Source organism: Bacillus sp. ME78 (assembly GCF_903970865.1).
GTDB classification, from domain to species: Bacteria; Bacillota; Bacilli; order Bacillales; family Bacillaceae_G; genus Bacillus_A; species Bacillus_A cereus.
In genome coordinates, this window is record NZ_CAJCKK010000030.1 from 24,853 (window position 1) to 45,576 (window position 20,724).

The following is a 20,724-nucleotide window of genomic DNA, read 5'->3' on the forward strand; positions in this document are numbered from 1 at the left end:
ATCTGTTCCTTCTCACCAAACCCATCCTTTCCAGTTATACTTCTCTTCGTGATAAAACATCCAGTTTTCCCAGTCTTCTGGACCAACGTAACTCTCTATCATTTTCACTACACCCCTCTCTTCTAAGCGAATTGGATTAGGATAATTGCTAACATGTGATTTTATAACGATATATTTCATAAGAACCTCCAATAAACTGAAAATTAAGTTATAATATCATTATAAAATTATGAAGGAGGAATGCACTCATGTACTACAACACTTCATTCGAAAACGATCAACCTGTAGGCCGTCTATAAACTAAGACGGGCATTCATTTAGCACATACACTATGCCTCGTCTTAGGGAACTCATATTACCCTAAAAATAGACGGAGGTATTTCAAATGAAACAAACAATTTTAGGAGCTATATACTTATCACTAGCAGCAAGTATATGGGGCGGTATGTATGTTGTTAGCAAATACGTACTCGATTTTATCCCACCACTAACACTCGTTTGGCTACGCTTTATTATCGCTTTTGTTGTTTTATATGGCATTTTGAAACTAGCTGAGAAAAAGCAAAAGAAAAAAGTAACCATTCGCAAAAAAGATTGGCTCCTATTCGCTTGGATTGGATTTATCGGCTATTTCATTTCGATCACATGCCAATTTATCGGAACAAAATTATCCGACGCTCATACAGGCTCGTTAGTTACATCAGCTACACCTGCATTTATGGTTATATTTGCAGCGCTCATTTTGAAAGAAAAACTAACTGCTCGTAGACTTTTATCTACTATAATAGCGACAATCGGTGTCATTATCGTAATCGGATGGGATATTGAAATTGGCTCCTATTTTATCGGAACAATCATTTTAGTTGGAGCCGCTATTACGTGGGCTTTACTATCTATTTATGTAAAAATCGCTTCAATCCAATTTTCATCCTTAGTTATTACAACGTACGCAATTTTCTTTTCACTCTTTTTTATTACACCTTTTATGATATGGGAGCTACAAGCGGCCTCTATCGGAACAGTAAATACGTACGTAATATTAGGCGTATTATACTTAGGAATCGTCTCAACAGCAGGTGCCTTTTTCCTTTGGAATAAAGGATTAGAATTACTGGATGCAAGCATAGGTTCCTTATTTTTCTTCTTCCAACCTATCGTTGGATCGTTACTTGGTTGGTTGCTCTTAAATGAAACATTAAATAGTAACTTTTTTATTGGTGGTATTCTTATTATATGTAGCGTTTTAATTACTACTTTTGAAAAGAAATAAAAAGCAGGCAGAGATTCTTAGTCTCTGCCTGTTCGCATTATTGGATCTTGGTCGTGAAAACCAATACAAATCGGTATATTATTTTGCACTTCACTACGTACACTTATAAAACTACACAGCGTTTTAGCAATTAAATATAAAGTGATACCGATTGCTTTTTCACTTGTGTCAAAGCCATTTTCATTATACATATCCGCTAATTCTACAGACTCCGGTCCCTCAACATCATATGTCCATTCAGAAGCCCAATCATCATCCTCTTCTTCAAGTGGAGCATACTCCTCACAAATATAAAACTGACTAGTCCACTCGTTATCAAGGTCATACTCAAAATAAATCGCTTTTGCTTCTTCATTAGTAGCCATTTCTACAGCTGCATCCAAACCTACTCGAATACTTACCTTATATGACTCTACATCAATTACTTTAATTCGTTCTGCATATTCTGTAGATGCCAACATGCAACAAATATCATAATACTTCGCTTCTATTTGCTCTACTTCTAACGAAAAGACATCCTCTTGCATCTCTTCTAAATACTGAAATATATCCACACTAAATACTCCTCACTCTTTACGCACTCCAATGCGATGGACGAGACAATAATTTCGGTAATTTCGTATGTTTGTCCCCTCTAGCAGCATTAACTTGAACTTGCGTCAGAAAAATACTATTAGTAAAATCAGCCCCGCGAATATCTGCATCTCGCAAATCTGCTCCGATGAGATCTGCTCCTCTTAAATCTGCACCATTTAAGTTAGCCGCAATTAAGTAAGATCCTCTTAAATTTGCACCTTGTAAATTTTTCTTTTTCAGATTCGCTCCCATAAGGTCTGCTCCGCGGTGAATGATTCGTTTCTTACGCGCAGTATTCATTTCCTTCCATACTAATTCGCTCGTTTCTAAAAGAAGAATGTTCACCTCTGCCCTATGCATTGGAACATTTATTTTCATTAACTCATCTGGATTTAAATTCGAAAGTCGCTCTGTCTCCTCAATTGCGGTCTCCAGCTCTTTATGAATTGGCTGTGTTGCCTTTAAAAGAATCGCTTCATTCAAATACCAAAGCATTTCATGAAGTTGATGCATAACCGGAAAAGCATCGTACATTTTTCTTGCATGCTTTGCATCTTTCCTCCAATCAATCCCTTTAAACGTACCCTGAGAAATCTTCTGCCCAGCACCGAAACATTCAAATACTGTACAACCTTTATAACCTTTTCCTCTAAGATTTTTATGTATACTACATTTAAAATCTGATTGTAAGTTGGAACATGGTTTACCACCATCTTTATTCACTGCAAAATCTACCGATGCTGCAAACGGTAATGCAACGCAACATAGACCGAAGCATGTTTCGCAGTTTGCTTTTAAGTGATCGTTATGATTAGTCAAAATCTATACCCCCTGTTGTCTTTTGACTATTTCATAATATTCCAACTGTAATAAATAATCAATTTTAAAATAAACTAGCATCTTTCATTTCAATTCATAACTTTATCATTCGATTTCCTTTCAATTGAAAAGGACTATTTCTATTTAATGAATTATAATTAAATTATAAATTTTCAAACTAAAAAGAGACTTATTATGGCACTAGAAATGAAAACAAACTGTCAAATTTGCGATCAATCACTCGAGCAAGATTCTGAAGCTTACATTTGCGTATACGAATGTACATTTTGCGCACCATGTACAGAAGAAAGGCAAAACGTTTGTCCAAATTGCGGCGGTGAGTTAGTACGTAGACCGAAAAAGAAACAATAAAAAGCAAAGCGATATCGCTTTGCTTTTTATTGTTTTCTGAGTATATGAAATTATATCGGACACAACTTAAACATTTAAAAACTTCACACAAACAGGCTCTGGCACAGCAACATCAGATTGTAAAAGTGTTAACTTTCCTGTAGATTCATCTCTTGAAAATAGCACAAGATTATGTGACTTTTCATTTGTAGCAACAAGAAACTTTTCAGTAGGATCTAATACAAAGTCCCTCGGCCAATTTCCTTCTGTAGATGTATGTTCCACAAATGTAAGCTGGCCTGAGTTTTGATCCACACTGAAAACAGCAATACTATTATGACCACGATTACCTGCATATACAAAGCGGCCGTCAGAAGAAATATGGATAGCACTGCCTTGACTATTTTCATCAAACTCTTCTGGAACAGTAGAAATATACTGTAATTCTGTAAAGGATCCTTCTGCAGGATTATATGTTAACACAATAACCTCTGAACTAAGCTCCGTCATCACATACGCATACTTTCCATTCGGATGAAAAGTAATATGTCTTGGACCACTTCCTGGATTTACAGATAAACGATTCACTTCTGTTAATGTACTATCTTTTACTTCATACGTAATTATTTTATCTATCCCTAAATCAACGCCCACTACATATTTTTCATCAGGAGTGTACCCCGCGTAATGTGCATGTGGTTTTTCTTGTCTTTCTTTATTCGGACCTGAACCTTCATGTGCCATAATAGATGAAGCAGGATTTACAGTTCCATTTTCTTCATTTATTTCAAAAGACTCAATCGTTCCTTTATGGTAATTCGCTGTAACTACTGTATGATTTCCACTATCAACACTAATATGACAAGGAGAAGCACCTTCTACTACTTGTCTATTTTTCGCTATTAGTTCTCCAGTATGACTATCAATGGAATACGCAGCTACACCGCCAGATTCGCCTTCCTTAACAACAGAATAGAGATATTCATTCTTTCGGTTAATCGTTACATATGTAGGGTTATCCAGCTTAGCGGCAAGTGTTACATTACTAATTTTTTTTGCTTCTGTGTCTAAAGTAAACTTATATATTCCTTCGCTATTTTCTTTCGTGTAAGTTCCAACATATCCAATAAACTCTTTGTTATCCTTCATTTTCATAACCCTCTCTCCCTATATTTTTCGTTCATCATGCTTCTTAAAATATTTTATGTTGAAAGAGTATCCTAAAAAATCGGAGTACCTCTTTATACGTTACCATATTTTCTTGGTAAATAGCTTTTAAACCCACTTTTTTTGATACGCTGCTATACTTTCATATTCTTCTTCCAATTGACGGGACAGACGGATATAGATTGGCGTTAAATCTTTATATTTTTCCACACTTTCCATGTTTGGCTCATGATGGAAATCTGCACCTACCATTTCAGAAACTACAGATAATGTATCTATTTCACCTAAACTATATAAACCTAGGATTGCAGCTCCTAAGCAAGAGCTTTCGAAACTTTCCGGAACATATACGTCTTGATGGAAGATGTCCGCCATCATCTGTCTCCAAAGTTCCGACCTTGCAAAGCCGCCTGTCGCTTGAATTTTTTTCGGTTCGCCAATTAACTCTTTTAAAGCGAGAAGAACCGTATATAAATTATAAATTACTCCTTCTAAAACAGCACGGATAAGATGTTCTTTCTTATGATGCAATCCGAGTCCAAAGAAAGATCCTCGTGCATTTGCATTCCATAAAGGAGCTCTTTCCCCTGCTAAATACGGGTGAAACAATAAACCGTCAGATCCAGGATTCACTTTTGCTGCTATTTCAGTAAGTACTTCATATGGATCTTTCCCTAAACGCTTCGCAAGTTCAATCTCTGAAGTACCCAATTGGTCACGAGCCCATCTGAAAATCATACCGCCGTTATTCACTGGTCCACCGATTACCCAATGGTCTTCAGTTAACGCATAACAAAAGATTCTCCCTTTTGGATCTGTTACAGGACGATTTGTTACAGCACGAATCGCACCGCTTGTACCAATTGTAACAGCCACAACGCCAGGATCTATTGCATTTACACCTAAATTAGATAGTACTCCATCACTCGCTCCTACTACAAAAGGCGTAGAAACAAGTACATTCATCTCTTTGGCAAGCTCTTCATCTAATCCTGTTAAACTGTGCGTTGTTGGAACAAGCTTTGAAAGCTTTTCATCTGTAATTCCCGCAACATGTAAAGCCTCTTCATCCCATTTTAAAGATTTTAAATTAAACATCCCTGTTGCTGACGCTATGGAATAATCAATTACATACTCTTTATATAACTTGTAAAAAACATATTCTTTAATAGAAATGAATTTATAACTTTTTGCGAATAACTCTGCCTGCTCATTCTGTAGCCAAACTAATTTCGAAAGTGGTGACATCGGATGAATTGGTGTCCCAGTACGAAGGTAAATTTCATGACCATTCATATCATTCTTTATTTTCTCCGCCCAGCTTGCACTTCTATTATCTGCCCAAGTAATACATCTCGTTAACGGCTCTCCCTTTTCATCTACAGCAATGAGACTATGCATTGCCGAACTAAAAGAGACACAAAGAATATCACTTGGCTGTACACTACTTAATCGCACAGTTTCTTTAATCGTATTTATTACTGCACGAAAAATTTCTTCTGGGTCTTGTTCCGCTGTTTCAGGCGTAGGAGAATATAAAGGATATTCAATTCCATGACTAGCAATAACAGATCCATCAGTAGAAAATAGAACTGATTTTGTACTAGTTGTCCCAATGTCTACACCAATCATATATTTTGAGCTCAACATTTCTTCCTCCTAACAAAAAATTGTTACAGTATCCCACCATAAAAATACATTCCTTTTATCTATTGATAACGTTGTATGCCACAATTATCTAAATAGAAACATCTTTATCTTAAACAAACATATCGAGTAGTAAAACTCCTCCAAAAGCGATAAATGAAAGTAACGTTTCTAATACCGTCCATGTTTTAAATGTTTCTTTCACTGTTAACCCTAGGTATTCTTTTACCATCCAAAAACCAGCATCGTTTACGTGTGAAAACATTAATGCTCCTGCACCTGTTGCAATAACGAGTAACTCTAAGTTCACACCTGTTGTATTTTCAACGATTGGCGAAACGATACCCGCTGCTGTTGTTAAAGCGACTGTCGCTGACCCTGTCGCAATTCGAATTAATCCTGCTACTATAAATGCTAATACAATTGGGGATAGAGCTAAATGCTCAGACATTTGAGCAATAGCATTCCCTACGCCACTATCGATAAGAATTTGCTTAAATCCCCCGCCAGCACCAATAATCGCAACAATTGAACCGATTGGTAATAAGCTATCTTCTGTTACCTTCTTAATAGCCTTTTTATCGATACCTTGGCGAAATCCAAGAAAATAAAACGCTGCAAAACATGCAATCAATAGTGCAATGATAGGACTACCGATTAATGTGACAGTCTTCATCAAAGTAGTAGAAAGAGGCACATAAGGAGCTGCTGCAGCTAAAACCATTAACATAACAGGTAACAAAATAACTAAAAATGAAACTCCTATTCCTGGTAATTTCGTTGATTTTGTATTTACACGAATCAATTCTGGCTCATTTTCAGGAATTACACGTTTGTGAATCCATTTCGCAAATATAGGACCTGCAATAATCGCTGCAAAAAATGTAATAATGAGTGAATACAATAGTACCTTCCCAAGATTCGCTTTATAAATACCAATTGCTACAATTGCCCCTGGATGCGGAGGAACAAGGCCGTGTACGACAGATAGCCCAGCAATTGCTGGTAATGCTATCAATAAAATATTTTGTTTCGTTGTTTTATGAATTGAAATTACTAACGGCAGTAATATTAAAATACCTACTTCAAAAAACACCGGAATTCCAATAATAAAACCTGCAATTAACATAGCCCATGGTAAGTTTTTTATCCCAAAGGATTTAATAAAGAACTCTGCCACTTGCATTCCAGCACCTGACTCTGCCATCATTTTCCCTAAAATTGTACCTAATACTAAAATACCTACTAAATGCCCGAGAACACTTCCGACTCCCGTTTCATAAGCACTCACTATTTTATCCATTGGCATTCCAGACATAATTGCTAAAAACAAACTTGCAACCGTTAAACTAATAAACGCATGCCATCTCCACCACGATACCCCTAAAATAACAATTACAATTGATAATAATGTAATAATTAAAAGGTACATATTCATACTCAATCCCCCTTTATGTAAACCCTTTCATAATTACTATATAATTAAAAGAACCTATATAGTTCTTACTTGAGTAAAAGATACCTTTACATATTGCTATACGTTTAAAAGCATCTTCACATCATAATGATTTATATAAAAAGAATCTCCCTTATTAGAGATACACTATAACTCATCTCTCTAATAAGGGGATTTCTCTTTCATAATTATAATGTTATTGTGATAAACGCTTCGCGCGATCAATTTTTCCTTTTTTAAAAGTGAATGACACTTTCATCTCTGCTTTTTTCACGTAGTAAGACTACAAAATCAGGATCCAGTTTAAACGATGAAGTTACTTAGGATTTGTCCTCTCATGAAAAGCAATTTTCGGAAAGCACCTTCACTTTCATGCATTATAATTTAGGAGCTTTCGCCCAATCCGCCGCAAATTTCTCAATACCTTGGTCTGTTAATGGGTGCATAGCAAGTTGCTCGATTACTTTATAAGGGATTGTTGCAATGTGAGCACCTGCCATCGCTACACGAGTTACATGATCTGGATGTCTGACAGAAGCCGCAATAATTTGTGTATCTAATTGATGAACATCGAATAATTCAGCAATTTTAGCAACTAATAGTACACCATCTTCAGAAATATCATCTAAGCGTCCTAAAAATGGAGAAACATACGTTGCACCTGCTCGAGCAGCTAAAAGTGCTTGGTTCACAGTGAAAATAAGTGTAACGTTCGTTTTCACACCTTTTTCAGTAAGATAGCGACAAGCTTCTAATCCTGCTAGCGTCATTGGAAGTTTTATCGTGACGTTTTTATCGCCACCGTTAATTTTAATTAATTCTTCTGCTTGAGCAATCATTTCTTCAGCTGTAACAGCATCTGGCGTTACTTCTGCCGAAACAGACTCAACTTTAGGTACTGCCTGACAAATTTCTGCGATACGGTCTTCAAACTTAACGCCCTCTTTTGCTACTAAAGAAGGATTCGTTGTAACACCAGCTAAAACTCCAAGTTTATATGCTTTTTTTATGTCCTCAAGATTTGCAGTATCAATAAAAAATTTCATGATCAATTCCCTCCAGTTTTTAAACGTTGATGATTTACATGTTTAATATGCTTATCCCGTAAAAGCCCGATTGGTATGGAATAAAGCCCCTACTTATTAAAGTTTCACTTTATTTCTTTTCTACTGCATGTCCGCCAAATTCATTGCGCAGAGCTGCTACAACTTTTCCTGTAAATGTATCATTGTCTAATGAGCGGTAGCGCATTAATAGAGACATTGCGATAACAGGAGTTGCTGTTTGAAGGTCTAATGCTGTTTCTACTGTCCATTTTCCTTCACCAGAAGAATGCATAACACCCTTAATTTCATCCAGTTTTGCATCTTTAGAAAATGCATTTTCTGTTAATTCCATTAACCAAGAACGAATTACTGAACCGTTGTTCCATACTCTTGATACTTTTTCATAATCGTAGTCAAATTCACTTTTCTCTAGAATCTCAAATCCTTCACCAATAGCAGCCATCATACCGTATTCAATTCCGTTATGAACCATTTTTAAGAAGTGACCACTACCAGCTTTTCCAGCATATAAGAATCCATTTTCTACAGCAGTATCGCGGAAGATAGGTTCAACGATGTCCCAAGCTTCTTGATCTCCTCCGATCATGTAACAAGCACCATTACGAGCGCCTTCCATTCCGCCAGAAGTTCCTGCATCCATAAAGTGAATGCCATCTTTCTTTAATTGCTCATATCGGCGGATAGACTCTTTATAATGTGAATTACCAGCTTCAATTAAAATATCTCCTTTTGATAAAAGTGGTGTAACCTCATCAATAACAGAATCAACAACAGCGTGTGGTACCATTACCCAAAGAATTCTTGGTGATTGTAATGACTGAACAAGTTCACTTAAACTAGATGTACCCGTTGCCCCGTACTCTTTCATTTCTTCTACTGCGCTCGTATTTAAATCAAATGCTACTACTTCATGTTTATGATCCATTAAATTTTTCCCTAAATTTAATCCCATTTTACCTAACCCAATTAATCCTACTTGCATAATATAATTCCTCCTCAAATCATCTTTTATTAAAAATCCATATCACTACAATCTGGAATACCTTTCAGCACTGAAATGTTAGTATGTACAGAAAGGTATTCACAGTCATAGCTTAAGAATTCAACACATTTTTTGTAATTTGAACAACATTTTCTGTCGTAAATCCAAATAGATTCATGACTTCAGCTCCAGTTCCTGAAGCTCCAAATGTTTCAATTGATAGTACTTTTCCTTCTTGTCCTACATAACGTTCCCAACCTAGAGATACACCCATTTCAAGAGATACTCGTTTCGTTATAGAAGACGGAAGAACGGATTCTTTATATTCGTTCGATTGGCGATCGAATAACTCCCAGCTCGGCATTGCAACGATGCGAACAGAAACTTGATCTTCTTCTAATTTTGCTTTCGCACTAGCAGCTAAGGATACTTCAGAACCTGTCGCAATTAAAATTACATCCGGATTTTCATTCGTTTGTGTTAATACGTAAGCTCCTTTAGAGAGATTCTCTATGTTCGCTTTCGTTTCATTAAACACCGGTAAATTTTGACGGCTCAGTACTAAAACGACTGGACCATCCGTTTGCTGTAAAGCATACGCCCAAGCACTTGCTGTTTCATTTGCATCTGACGGACGGATAACTGTTAGACCAGGAATTGCTCGAAGCGCTGCCAATTGTTCAATTGGTTCATGCGTTGGACCATCTTCTCCTACAGCAATCGAATCATGTGTAAATACGTAAGTAACAGGTAAATTTTGCAGTGCAGCCAGTCGAATCGATGGACGAAGGTAATCATTAAATACAAAGAATGTACTTACGAAAGGTTTTACTCCTCCATGGAGAGCCAGTCCATTCGCTGCCGCGCCCATTGCATGTTCACGTACACCGAAGTATATATTTCGTCCAGCATACGATTCTACCGCGTACACAGCTTCACCTTTTATATCTGTCATAGTGGAATGAGAAAGATCTGCACTTCCACCGAAAATAGAAGGAATCGATTTCACATAATGATTAATAGCTTCCCCACTTGCAACACGAGTGGAAATCGTTTTTTCAATATCAAAGGATAGAATGTCTTTCGCTTCAATTAAAACATCACCTGTAATCGCTTTTTCTAATTCATCTGCTAGTGCAGGGTTCGACTCTCTGTATGAGTTGAACTGCTCATTCCAGTCATTTTCTTTTTCAATACCTTTTTGTTTCAGTTCATTAAAATGAGCTTTTACTTCTTCAGGTACAAAGAAATCTTCCTCATAATCCCAACCATACACTTGTTTTGTCGCTGTTGCCTCTTCTACTCCAAGCGGATTACCATGTGCTTTGTTCGTTCCAGCAACTTTTGGACTTCCATAACCTATAATAGTTCTAATTTCTATAAGAGTAGGTTGATCCGTATTTTCTTTCGCTGATTGAATAGCTTTTGTAATAGCATCGACATCGTTTCCATCTTCAACTCTTACATATTGCCAATGTACAGATTCTGCCCTTTTCTGAATATCTTCAGAGAAAGCAATGCCTAATTCACCATCAAGTGAAATTTCATTTGAATCATACAGTACAATTAACTTGCCAAGTTTCATATGTCCTGCCATTGACATCGCTTCATAAGCGACACCCTCCATTAAGTCACCATCTCCGACTAAAGCGTACGTATTGTGATCTATAATAGAGTGACCATCCTTATTGAACTTCGCTGCTAAATGCGCTTCTGCCATTGCCATTCCGACAGCATTGGCAATCCCTTGTCCTAACGGGCCTGTCGTCGCTTCGACTCCAGAAGTATGACCAAACTCAGGATGTCCTGGTGTTTTACTATTTAACTTTCTGAAGTTTTTCAAGTCATCAATTGAAACATCATATCCAGCTAAATGAAGCAGGCTATATAACAGACTAGATCCATGTCCCGCCGATAAAACGAAACGATCACGGTTAAACCATTCTGGGTGATTAGGATTGTAATTTAAATGATTCGCCCATAATGCATAAGCCATTGGTGCTGCTCCCATCGGAAGACCTGGATGACCTGAGTTTGCCGCATTAATAGCATCAATCGATAACGTACGAAGTGTATTCACTGCTAATTGATTTATGTTTTGTGTCATAGTAATCGTCCCCCTAAATGCTTTCATGAAAGAAAGTACTTATTTTTCCGTCTCTTGATCTAACCACCATTTAAATCCACTTTCTTGCAACAGTTCATTAGACGCTTCTGGACCATATGAACCAGACTCATATTCATGAAGCGGTAATAAGTTTTCCTCGAACGCTTCAAGAATTGGTTGTACCCATTCCCATGACAATTCAACTTCTCTCCAATGTGCAAAGAATGTAGCGTCTCCACTCACAGCATCATGAATGAGTCTTTCATACGCTTCAGGTACTCCCACATCCGCTTGCTCACAAGTAAAGTTAATACGCATCGGTTCAATTTCTCCATTTTTCAATGGATTTTTACTATTTAACTGTAATGAAACATTCTCACCTGGGCTAATTTCAATTATTAATAAGTTAGGTTCTGCATTTGGATTATTATCTTGATATTGCTGTTTTAACGTATTTTTAAATTCGATTACAATACGAGTAGACTTTTCTTTCATTCGTTTTCCTGTTCGTATATAAAATGGAACGCCAGTCCAAAACGGATTATCGATCCACAAGCGAGCAGCAACAAATGTGTCTATGTTAGAAGAAGGATTTACTCCTGGTTCCTCTTTATATGCTACAACTTGCCCACCTTTTATCTCTCCTGAAGCGTATTGACCGCGAACGATATGGTTTTGAACGTCTTCTTTTTTCACTTTACGAAGCGTCTCCATTACCTTTCGTTTTTCCTCTCGAATTTCACACGCATTAACCTTTTCCGGCAGATTCATAGCAGTCATCATTAATATTTGTAACATATGATTTTGAACCATATCTCGAATGGCTCCTGCGTGATCATAATATCCAGCTCTTTCTTCAACCCCAACCGTTTCACTAGCTGTAATTTGTACATTCGCTATATGTTCTTTATTCCAAATCGACTGGAGAACAGGATTTGCAAATTCTAGCGCTTCAAGGTTTTGAATCATCGGTTTACCTAAATAATGATCGATACGGTATATCTCGTCTTCTTCAAACGTGCGACTAAGCTTATCATTCAGCTCACGAGCAGATGTAAGGTCGTGCCCAAACGGTTTCTCAATCATCAGGCGTTTCCATCCATCCGTTTTATCAAGTCCGCTTTCCTTAATATTTAAAGCAATCGTCTCGAAAAATTCAGGAGCAACTGAAAGATAGAACATTCTATTACCTTTTATATGTAGTTCTTCTTCCCTTTCACGAACGACTTGTAATAATCTCTCATAGTCTTCCGGCTTACTCACATCTAATGGACAATAGCGAAAATTATCTAAAAAACCTTCCAGTTCCGGAGTACCTTCTTCCCTCTGACGAGAAAACGTCTCTATTGATTCTTTTATTCTTTCTTGAAAATCTTCATGAGATACTTGACGTCTTCCAAGCCCGATAACAGATATTTTCTTTGGAAGCTTTTGATCTCTATATAAGTTATATAGCGCGGGGTAAATTTTCCGTTTCGCTAAGTCCCCTGTCGCTCCAAATAAAACAAAGGTCATTGATTCCAAGTTCAGTCCCCCTCTTGTTGTATAATCCTCTTCAATATACTAAAAATGAATTGTACAGAAGCTCATACTCTTATACTTCCTGTTTTTATAAAAAACAAAGAGTTATCTAATTCCAATTCTTTTTATACCTTTCGCTCTCTCATTGTCCCCAATATTAATAGTGGCAATTCAAAGCATTTCTACTGCAACTTACTTATTTATAGAACTTAACGAAATATTTTATATCTAATTACTTTTAGTAATTAAGTAATCCTATGTCTAGTATATTAACCACATAAATTATTATCGTCAATAAAAATGTCTTGAATTAAATACTATTTATTTTGTAATACTTTTCTAAGTGTATTCCTAGTTACCATTCATTTTCAAAGATAATGATTGATATAATAAATATCAGTTTCATCAAAATCTTCAATTAATTTTCGGTTAAACTCGCGAGCAGACGTTACATTATAATCAAAAGGCTTCTCTATAATAAGACGGTTTAATCCTTTTGTAGTCCACAATCCACTCTCTTTAATATTTAAAGCAATCACATCAAATACTTCTGGTACAACAGATAGATAAAACATACGGTTTTCAGAAATATTTAATTCTGTTTCACGCTTTTTTACAAGGCTCAGTAAATCTTGATAGCCCACTATATTCGCTGTATCTAATTGACAATAACGAAATGTGCTAATAAATTCTTCTACTCCTGATTCGTCATCAGAAGATATTCTAGAAAATGTAGCAAGGGATTGTTCCACCTTTGTTTGAAATTCCACATCTGACATTGCCCTTCTGCCAATACCGATAATCGAAATAGATTGTGGTATATTTTGATTACTAAATAGTTTATATAAAGCAGGGTAAATTTTGCGTTTCGCTAAATCCCCTGTCGCTCCGAATAAAAGAAATGTCATTGAATCCATTTGTTCTCTCCCTTTTAAAACAATTGCTAGAATAGAATATATAAGCTCATTCGCTACTTAGCAAAATATTGTCTCTAAAACCTCATACTTTACTAATGTTTCTTCAATACAATTTTGCCAAGAGCACGTTCTGACTCACTTATGTGGTGTGCTTTTTTTACGCCTTCTACATGTAAAGGCAACACATGTGTTACAACAGGTTTAATCTTCCCGCCCTCAATTAATTCTGTAATAAGAGAAAGTTCATATCCGTTAGGTTCAGTAAATATATGGTCACTCTGAATATTTTTCTCTCTTGCTATTTCAGTTTGCGGAATTTCCATACCTTTCGGACCATAGATAGACGCTAACTTTCCATTTGGTGCAAGTACTTTATAACTATCCTTTAGTACATCCTCGCCTAACACATCAAATACAATATTGTAATTATGCAAAAGCAAAGAAAAATCTTCTGTTTTGTAATCAATGACAGTATCAGCGCCTAAATCCTTTACAAACTGTATGTTTTTCGTACTAGTCGTAGTTGCAACATGTGCACCGAAGCTTTTTGCTAGCTGAATAGCAAACGTACCAATCCCGCCAGATCCAGCATGAATTAAAACCTTATTACCCTTTTGAACATTAGCGAATTGCACTAAACTTTGCCAACTTGTCAAACCTACTAGAGGGATTGATGCTGCTTCCTCAAAAGATAGATTTCTCGGTTTTTTCGCTACATACTTCTCATCTACAGCCACGTACTCTGCATAAGTACCATTTCGTTCAATATCTGGACGACTATATACTTCATCCCCCACTTTAAATGCTGTTACGTTTTTTCCTATAGCAGCAACTACACCTGCAACATCCCATCCTAAAACGAGCGGGAAGTCATAAGAAATTACGTCTTGAAGTAAACCCTCACGTATTTTCCAATCCACAGGATTTACACCAGCTGCATATACTTCAATCAGTATATCGTTGTCTCCCAATAGCGGTTTCTGCATTTCAATCTCTTGTAGTACACTTTTATCTCCATATTGCATAAGTCCTATTGCTTTCATTCTTTACACTCCTTTACAATGCTGGGAAATGCGGTAGTACTTCTTCTCCTAGCTCATCCAATACTTCGTCAGCTGGACGTTGACCATCAAATAGAGCAAGGAATAAATGATTCACACCAATACTTTTATATATATCAAGTAATTCAATTAGTGCCTTACGCCCTGTACGGTAACCTAAACGTATCGGTGTAGGACGTTCATTTGGATCTTCAGATAAATCTAAATGCATCGGTTGGATAAATGGTTTGAATACAGCTGGATGATAATCCTCTACTAGTTCTCTCCATTGTCCAATTGCTCCCGCCTGATGCACCGGACTACGTGGATAATACATCCATCCATCTCCATGTTCAGCAAACCATTCCATATTTTGTTGACTAAAACCTGTAATAAAGGTTGGAACACGTTTAGACGGTTTTGGAACTAAATTCGCACCATGAACTTCTCCTAGTGTCGACTGGATAGACGGGAAGTTTTTATACAAAATTTCTTCCAAGTAAGCAAACGCTTCTCTAAACTTTTCACCTCTTGTTTCATGACTAACACCTAACGCCTTGAAATCAGCACGTCTGTCACCGGATGAAACGCCAAGCATAATTCTTTCTGGAAATAGTTGATCCAATGTAGCAATTTCTTTTGCTACACGCAATGGATGACGAAGTGACAATACAGTTGCCGACGTTCCAAATGCGATTTTCTCTGTTTTGCTTGCTAAATACGTCAAATAAATCATCATATCGTAAATTTGACCTGTTGCAGGATCACCAAAATCAGGGTCTTGCAGCAATACATCGCGAAGCCATACACCTGTAAAACCGTATTGTTCCGCTTTTTGTACTAACTCTACTTGTTTTTCCATCGTTGGAGCATGAAACTGATAATTTTCAATCGGAATGTGAACTCCTAACGTAAGTTGATCTTTCGCAAACATACGATTATATCCAAAATGGTTCGCAAACTTTTCCATGTGTTTCACTCACTTTCCCTCATTCATATCAATCTATACTTTTCATATTTCTTCTCAAAATTCATAAGCAACACTGCAACACCACATTGTTGCCGATTGTAATCGTTATAACTTTCTTTGTGCTACGAGTGTTATTATAAATCGGCCATAACATGAATAACAGTACGTACTTTAAAGTGATGTAGGCACTTTAAAGTACCTATACTAAGTGAGTAATAATAAATCATGCTGCAAAAATAACATCTATCCTTTCTTCAAAAAGCTTTACAGTAGTTTTTAGAAGTACGTTACATTATTTCATTTCATGCACTTTCCTCTTCTTTATATAAAATTCTCACTAACCAAATTCAAAATATTATACTTATTTTTCGTACTTTGCTATGCTATAACCACAAACAGGAGGTATAAACTATGAAAGCACAAATTATTCATTCTTTTGGGGGTTCATCTGTATTTCAATTAGAAGAAGTTTCAAAACCAAAACTTTTACCAGGTCATGTTCTAATCGATGTAAAAGCAACAAGTGTAAATCCAATCGATACAAAAATGCGTAGTGGTGCCGTTTCAGCAGTCGCTCCTGAGTTTCCAGCTATATTACACGGCGATGTAGCTGGTATTGTTATTGAAGTAGGAGAAGGTGTTTCGAAATTCAAATCAGGGGATGAAGTATACGGATGTGCCGGAGGTTTTAAAGAAACTGGAGGTGCACTTGCAGAATTTATGCTTGCTGATGCGCGATTAATTGCTCACAAACCTAAAAATTTAACAATGGAAGAAGCAGCTGCTCTACCATTAGTGGCAATTACAGCTTGGGAATCTTTATTTGATCGTGCAAATATTAAACCTGGTCAAAATGTCCTCATTCATGGAGCTACTGGTGGCGTAGGACACGTAGCCATTCAACTAGCTAAATGGGCAGGCGCTAAAGTTTTTACAACCGCTTCTCAGCAAAGCAAAATAGACATAGCCCATCGTCTAGGAGCCGACATAGCTATTAATTATAAAGAAGAATCTGTTCAAGAATATGTACAAAAACATACGAACAGAAACGGATTTGAAGTTATATTTGATACAGTAGGCGGCAAGAATCTTGATCATTCTTTTGAAGCTGCTGCGGTCAATGGAACCGTCGTAACAATCGCTGCTCGTTCAACCCATGACCTCTCTCCTTTACACGCAAAAGGACTCTCTCTGCACGTTACTTTTATGGCGTTAAAAATATTACATACAGATAAACGTGACGCTTGCGGGGAAATTTTAACTAAACTAACGCAAATAGTAGAAGAAGGACACCTTCGACCATTGCTAGATTCTAAACCTTTTACGTTTGATGAAGTTGCACAAGCACATGAATATTTGGAGTCAAATAAAGCAATTGGGAAAATAGTGTTGAAAAACGTTTGGTAACTTTCACTAAATAATACAAATAACAGCGGGATTGCTTCGCCTTATCTTTGTCTTAAGAGGCGTGCCACAACCTTAAAAGCTTTCCATCCTTTACAACAAGTAAAAAATAACAGCCGAATTTTTCTTATAGTAGAAAATTCGGCTGTTTGCATGTCGCAATTTACTTTTTGTATATTTCCATTAATAGATAAAATACAACTCATTTGCCTTACCATCTTTACCTTCAACAGAATATTATGTTGTTTTTAATTTTTTAAAACACACTACGTACTAATCCCCCGTCTATTCGCAACGCGGAACCATTAATTGCTGAAGAAAGTGGGCTGCTTAAGAAAGTGACAAGATTGGCAATTTCTTCTGGTCGAATAAGTCTTTGAATAATAGAGGTTGGTCGATTCTCTTTCATAAATCGCTTCTCAGCTTCTTCTATTGTCAATTGCTCATTAGGATAAAGACTATTTAACATAGTCTCCACTCCTTCCGTTAAAGTCGAACCAGGCATTATAGTATTAACAGTCACATTCGTTCCTGTCGTCAGCTCAGCTAAACTGCGAGAAAGTGAGAGTTGCATCGTTTTAGTCGCACTATAGTGAGCCATTTCTTGAGATGGCATAATAGCTGCTTCGCTAGCAATAAAGATGACTCTTCCTTCTTTTCTTTCAATCATTTGTTTTAAATACGAGCGAGTAAGTCGAACACCACTCATAATATTGACTTCAAACAATTTAAACCAATCTTCATCAGGAATATCAAAATATTCTACAGGTTCAAAAATTCCTAAGTTATTAATAAGAATGTCTACTTCAGGGTACTTTTCAATCACATTTTGGCACCCTTTTTCTGTTCCTAAATCAGCTACTACGGGTTGAAGGATAGCATCCGGATACTGCGCTTGAATTTCGTTTATCGTTTGATTAACATTTTCTTCACGGCGTCCATTAATAAGTACAGTAGCTCCTTCCGCTACTAATGAAGTGGCAATTGCTTTTCCAATCCCTGCCGTAGATCCAGTAACCAGTGCTGTTTTTCCTTTTAATTGCATATGCATATAGATCCCTCCAAATTCATGTGCTAAATGATTGACTTACGTTGGAATAAATAATTACGTTTATATTGTGGTTCACTTCTCTTATCTTTAACAGAAAATAAGCAGATCCACCCTTTTTTCGAAAGAGTATAAAGTGAAACTTTAATCAGTGGGGGTCTTACTGCCCGGCAAATAGCGGGATAAACGAAAATTATGTAGCTATTGGACTCTGTACTGAATTAAAAATCGAAATTATCATCATTTAGATCTACTCGATAATTCTGATTTTAATCATTGTAATGTTAAAAAATCACATCAACAACAAAGTAACGCTAAAACCAACTAATAAATACCATTATGATATATATTAACGATAAAGAAAATTACGCACTTTAAAGTTCCATAGGAACAAAAAAGTAACCCATAAACCATAATTTCTAACCCTTTACATTTACTAACGTAGTATCCTTTTCTATCATAGAAAAGGTTGTAAAATCACACATTCTTACATACAGTTATAAGATTATTTTTATTCTAATTAACTAAAAACCATATAACACATTTGTAAAATAAAATTCTAAAAAAACCTTGCAGAAAAATTCTACAAGGTTTTTGCCTATACACACAAATTAATCACTATATTAAAATAAAAGGGTTTATAATTCATCAAAATAATATTAAATATAAGCTGCTTTAAAGGCTTGTTGGACAGCTTGTACTTCTAATGAGTCTTTACCATATAAGTTCGTTGCTACACGAATACAAGCTTCTTTTAATTCTTTAAAGTCAGAAGTCATATTTAATTCATCCGTATTTGCATAATAGAAAATATCAAACATTTTATCTTCTCCAATGCCATGTACGTTTACTCCATTATGGTTTCCACCACTAGCAATCAAGTAAGCTACTTTATTAATAATGCTAGAGTTCGTGTGTACACCACCATGATCGTGGTCAGCATCAATAGGTAAGTTATTATAATGTCTATAGTCCTCCGGATATCTAGAAGAGATAGATGATGGGTTTTTCATATCTCTAAAAATACGACCTGATTGTTCTCCCATTGTCCAATTGAACTTTCCGTTATTGGCATACTTTTCAACTGCTACTCCTAAAATATCAGATAGAGCCTCATTAATTGCACCAGCTTCTCCTGCATACTCAAGTCCAGACTCATTTCTTGTAACCGCGTGTGTAAATTCATGTCCTGCCACATCAAATGCTCTAACAATTGGATCTCCGTATACTAGCATAGCTCCATTACTAAATGCATTGAACCACTGCTTAGGATTTCCTTTATTCGTACCATTTGTGTTCCAACCATGAACGACAGAAATTACTTTTTGCCCATTATTATCAAAGCTGTTACGGCCATATTTTTCTTGATAAAAATCATATACTTTTGTTGCTAAATAATGGGCACTAACTGCTTTAGGATCTGTAAAATTTGTAGAATTACTTGTTACTAAATCATCGAGATACCCCCATACATTTCTTCTATAATTATTATAATCTTTATAATTAGCAGTATATGTTTCAATTCCCTTACCACGAGAATAATCTGCAAGCATGTACGTTCCATCACTTCGCTGTGTAATTCCAAACGTACGATTAATGCCTAAGTCATCTTTTCCTGTACCTGTTAATTTTGAAGGATCTTGTGATTTATTTGCTGTCGCAGATTGGACAATACTACTATCTACTTGTATACCCAATTTTTGAACGAGTTCTTTTAATAGATTACCACCAAAAGCATCAATTAATACTGTACCAGATACATATTCAGGTGTAGATGCACTAAAAGTAATTTGATATGCGTTTGTAGCTTTATTTGTATTTTCATCTACATATACCACTTGTTTAATTTCTGGTTCTTCAATAAATGTGAGATCATTTCCATAGATGTTGAAAAGCTGTTTCTTTGCATCCTCTTCTGATAAAGTAATAGGTTGTTTCAAATCTTCCTGTTGTTGTAGATCTTGGGCACTATCCCCCGAAACGCTCGTAAGTACACCATCATCATTAATATGTGCTGTTAGTTGATATCCGTATACATCACGTCCTTCATACGTTTGTTGAAGACGTACCAATGTAGTACCATCATAAGATTTACGACTTTGCGTAACATTATAATTAACTTTGGATTCCGTATTAACTTGCTTTGATGATAATGCTTGTTCTGTTTTTCCTTTTAGTGCATCCTTTGCTACATTTTCTGCCGAATTTTGAGAAGGTGCTGTTAAATTACCTGTTCGGAACGTATCTTCCTTTATTTCCACTTTTAAATCTTCTGTTTCCGCATGCACTCCTCCATAGGGTATAATCGCCGATAACACGACTCCTGTAGTTAAACCTACCTTTACGAAATTATTCATATTCTTACTCCTTTATAATCTTATT

The 20,724-nt window shown here is 36.2% G+C and carries 18 protein-coding genes; 3 read left to right on the top strand and 15 right to left on the bottom strand.

What is annotated here, in order from left to right:
* Nucleotides 1-12: 12 nt before the first annotated feature.
* The gene (locus tag H6481_RS23545; RefSeq protein ID WP_000875292.1) at nt 13-180 is read right to left on the bottom strand and encodes an SH3 domain-containing protein; all 168 of its coding nucleotides are present in this window, start codon (nt 178-180) and stop codon (nt 13-15) included.
* A gap of 205 nt (nt 181-385) precedes the next feature.
* Between H6481_RS23545 and H6481_RS23550 the strand changes: the two genes are divergently transcribed.
* Nucleotides 386-1,270 (top strand): DMT family transporter, encoded by an 885-nt coding sequence (locus tag H6481_RS23550; RefSeq protein WP_000814762.1) that lies wholly within the window; start codon nt 386-388, stop codon nt 1,268-1,270.
* A 17-nt stretch (nt 1,271-1,287) separates the two neighbouring features.
* On the opposite strand, the gene H6481_RS23555 is transcribed toward H6481_RS23550, so the two are convergent.
* Together H6481_RS23555 and H6481_RS23560 are read right to left on the bottom strand one after the other, a co-directional pair.
* Complete coding sequence (locus H6481_RS23555) at nt 1,288-1,824, bottom strand: hypothetical protein (RefSeq protein ID WP_182813328.1); 537 nt, start codon at nt 1,822-1,824, stop codon at nt 1,288-1,290.
* A 19-nt stretch (nt 1,825-1,843) separates the two neighbouring features.
* Nucleotides 1,844-2,665, bottom strand: coding sequence for a pentapeptide repeat-containing protein (locus H6481_RS23560; protein WP_182813330.1), 822 nt, complete (start codon nt 2,663-2,665; stop codon nt 1,844-1,846).
* 195 nt (nt 2,666-2,860) lie between these two features.
* On the opposite strand from H6481_RS23560, the gene H6481_RS23565 reads away from it, so the two are divergent.
* Nucleotides 2,861-3,037, top strand: coding sequence for a DUF1272 domain-containing protein (locus H6481_RS23565; RefSeq protein ID WP_001162791.1), 177 nt, complete (start codon nt 2,861-2,863; stop codon nt 3,035-3,037).
* Nucleotides 3,038-3,103: 66 nt separating this feature from the next.
* On the opposite strand, the gene H6481_RS23570 is transcribed toward H6481_RS23565, so the two are convergent.
* The 10 genes from H6481_RS23570 to H6481_RS23615 form a co-directional block, all read right to left on the bottom strand.
* On the bottom strand, nt 3,104-4,171 hold the full coding sequence (locus tag H6481_RS23570; protein WP_182813332.1) for a lactonase family protein: 1,068 nt from the start codon (nt 4,169-4,171) through the stop codon (nt 3,104-3,106).
* A gap of 120 nt (nt 4,172-4,291) precedes the next feature.
* Nucleotides 4,292-5,833 (bottom strand): gluconokinase, encoded by a 1,542-nt coding sequence (gene gntK, locus H6481_RS23575; protein WP_182813334.1) that lies wholly within the window; start codon nt 5,831-5,833, stop codon nt 4,292-4,294.
* A 109-nt stretch (nt 5,834-5,942) separates the two neighbouring features.
* Nucleotides 5,943-7,268 (bottom strand): gluconate permease GntP, encoded by a 1,326-nt coding sequence (gene gntP, locus H6481_RS23580; RefSeq protein ID WP_001057601.1) that lies wholly within the window; start codon nt 7,266-7,268, stop codon nt 5,943-5,945.
* A 395-nt stretch (nt 7,269-7,663) separates the two neighbouring features.
* A complete protein-coding gene (gene fsa / locus H6481_RS23585) occupies nt 7,664-8,332 on the bottom strand; it encodes a fructose-6-phosphate aldolase (RefSeq protein ID WP_000667692.1) in 669 nt (222 codons plus the stop codon).
* A gap of 109 nt (nt 8,333-8,441) precedes the next feature.
* Nucleotides 8,442-9,335 carry a phosphogluconate dehydrogenase (NAD(+)-dependent, decarboxylating) gene (gnd, locus tag H6481_RS23590; RefSeq protein ID WP_001195925.1) on the bottom strand — a complete coding sequence of 298 codons (894 nt, stop codon included), beginning with the start codon at nt 9,333-9,335 and terminating at the stop codon, nt 8,442-8,444.
* 112 nt (nt 9,336-9,447) lie between these two features.
* Complete coding sequence (gene tkt / locus H6481_RS23595; protein WP_182813336.1) at nt 9,448-11,442, bottom strand: transketolase; 1,995 nt, start codon at nt 11,440-11,442, stop codon at nt 9,448-9,450.
* 39 nt (nt 11,443-11,481) lie between these two features.
* Entirely contained in the window at nt 11,482-12,966 is a 1,485-nt protein-coding gene (gene zwf, locus H6481_RS23600) for a glucose-6-phosphate dehydrogenase (RefSeq protein WP_182813338.1), read from the bottom strand.
* A 365-nt stretch (nt 12,967-13,331) separates the two neighbouring features.
* The gene (locus H6481_RS23605; protein ID WP_000377932.1) at nt 13,332-13,880 is read right to left on the bottom strand and encodes a glucose-6-phosphate 1-dehydrogenase; all 549 of its coding nucleotides are present in this window, start codon (nt 13,878-13,880) and stop codon (nt 13,332-13,334) included.
* Between the two features lie 92 nt (nt 13,881-13,972).
* Nucleotides 13,973-14,923 (bottom strand): NADP-dependent oxidoreductase, encoded by a 951-nt coding sequence (locus H6481_RS23610; RefSeq protein WP_098840509.1) that lies wholly within the window; start codon nt 14,921-14,923, stop codon nt 13,973-13,975.
* Nucleotides 14,924-14,936: 13 nt separating this feature from the next.
* Entirely contained in the window at nt 14,937-15,890 is a 954-nt protein-coding gene (locus tag H6481_RS23615; RefSeq protein ID WP_000410336.1) for an LLM class oxidoreductase, read from the bottom strand.
* 411 nt (nt 15,891-16,301) lie between these two features.
* On the opposite strand from H6481_RS23615, the gene H6481_RS23620 reads away from it, so the two are divergent.
* Nucleotides 16,302-17,297, top strand: a complete 996-nt coding sequence (locus H6481_RS23620; RefSeq protein WP_182813340.1) for a zinc-dependent alcohol dehydrogenase family protein — start codon at nt 16,302-16,304, stop codon at nt 17,295-17,297.
* A 253-nt stretch (nt 17,298-17,550) separates the two neighbouring features.
* Here the strand turns inward: H6481_RS23620 and H6481_RS23625 are convergent, their stop codons facing one another.
* Nucleotides 17,551-18,345, bottom strand: coding sequence for an SDR family oxidoreductase (locus H6481_RS23625; protein WP_000551091.1), 795 nt, complete (start codon nt 18,343-18,345; stop codon nt 17,551-17,553).
* A 656-nt stretch (nt 18,346-19,001) separates the two neighbouring features.
* Nucleotides 19,002-20,699 (bottom strand): M4 family metallopeptidase, encoded by a 1,698-nt coding sequence (locus H6481_RS23630; RefSeq protein WP_182813342.1) that lies wholly within the window; start codon nt 20,697-20,699, stop codon nt 19,002-19,004.
* Nucleotides 20,700-20,724: the final 25 nt, after the last annotated feature.

Excerpts from the sequence above, each read along its gene's own strand:
- gntP (WP_001057601.1), bottom strand. The coding sequence starts at position 7,268 with ATGAATATGTACCTTTTAATTATTACATTATTATCAATTGTAATTGTT.
- H6481_RS23630 (WP_182813342.1), bottom strand. The coding sequence starts at position 20,699 with ATGAATAATTTCGTAAAGGTAGGTTTAACTACAGGAGTCGTGTTATCG.
- fsa (WP_000667692.1), bottom strand. The coding sequence starts at position 8,332 with ATGAAATTTTTTATTGATACTGCAAATCTTGAGGACATAAAAAAAGCA.
- H6481_RS23565 (WP_001162791.1), top strand. The coding sequence starts at position 2,861 with ATGGCACTAGAAATGAAAACAAACTGTCAAATTTGCGATCAATCACTC.
- H6481_RS23550 (WP_000814762.1), top strand. The coding sequence starts at position 386 with ATGAAACAAACAATTTTAGGAGCTATATACTTATCACTAGCAGCAAGT.
- H6481_RS23610 (WP_098840509.1), bottom strand. The coding sequence starts at position 14,923 with ATGAAAGCAATAGGACTTATGCAATATGGAGATAAAAGTGTACTACAA.
- tkt (WP_182813336.1), bottom strand. The coding sequence starts at position 11,442 with ATGACACAAAACATAAATCAATTAGCAGTGAATACACTTCGTACGTTA.
- H6481_RS23615 (WP_000410336.1), bottom strand. The coding sequence starts at position 15,890 with ATGGAAAAGTTTGCGAACCATTTTGGATATAATCGTATGTTTGCGAAA.
- H6481_RS23570 (WP_182813332.1), bottom strand. The coding sequence starts at position 4,171 with ATGAAAATGAAGGATAACAAAGAGTTTATTGGATATGTTGGAACTTAC.
- H6481_RS23545 (WP_000875292.1), bottom strand. The coding sequence starts at position 180 with ATGAAATATATCGTTATAAAATCACATGTTAGCAATTATCCTAATCCA.
- gnd (WP_001195925.1), bottom strand. The coding sequence starts at position 9,335 with ATGCAAGTAGGATTAATTGGGTTAGGTAAAATGGGATTAAATTTAGGG.
- H6481_RS23605 (WP_000377932.1), bottom strand. The coding sequence starts at position 13,880 with ATGGATTCAATGACATTTCTTTTATTCGGAGCGACAGGGGATTTAGCG.
- H6481_RS23625 (WP_000551091.1), bottom strand. The coding sequence starts at position 18,345 with ATGCATATGCAATTAAAAGGAAAAACAGCACTGGTTACTGGATCTACG.
- gntK (WP_182813334.1), bottom strand. The coding sequence starts at position 5,833 with ATGTTGAGCTCAAAATATATGATTGGTGTAGACATTGGGACAACTAGT.
- H6481_RS23620 (WP_182813340.1), top strand. The coding sequence starts at position 16,302 with ATGAAAGCACAAATTATTCATTCTTTTGGGGGTTCATCTGTATTTCAA.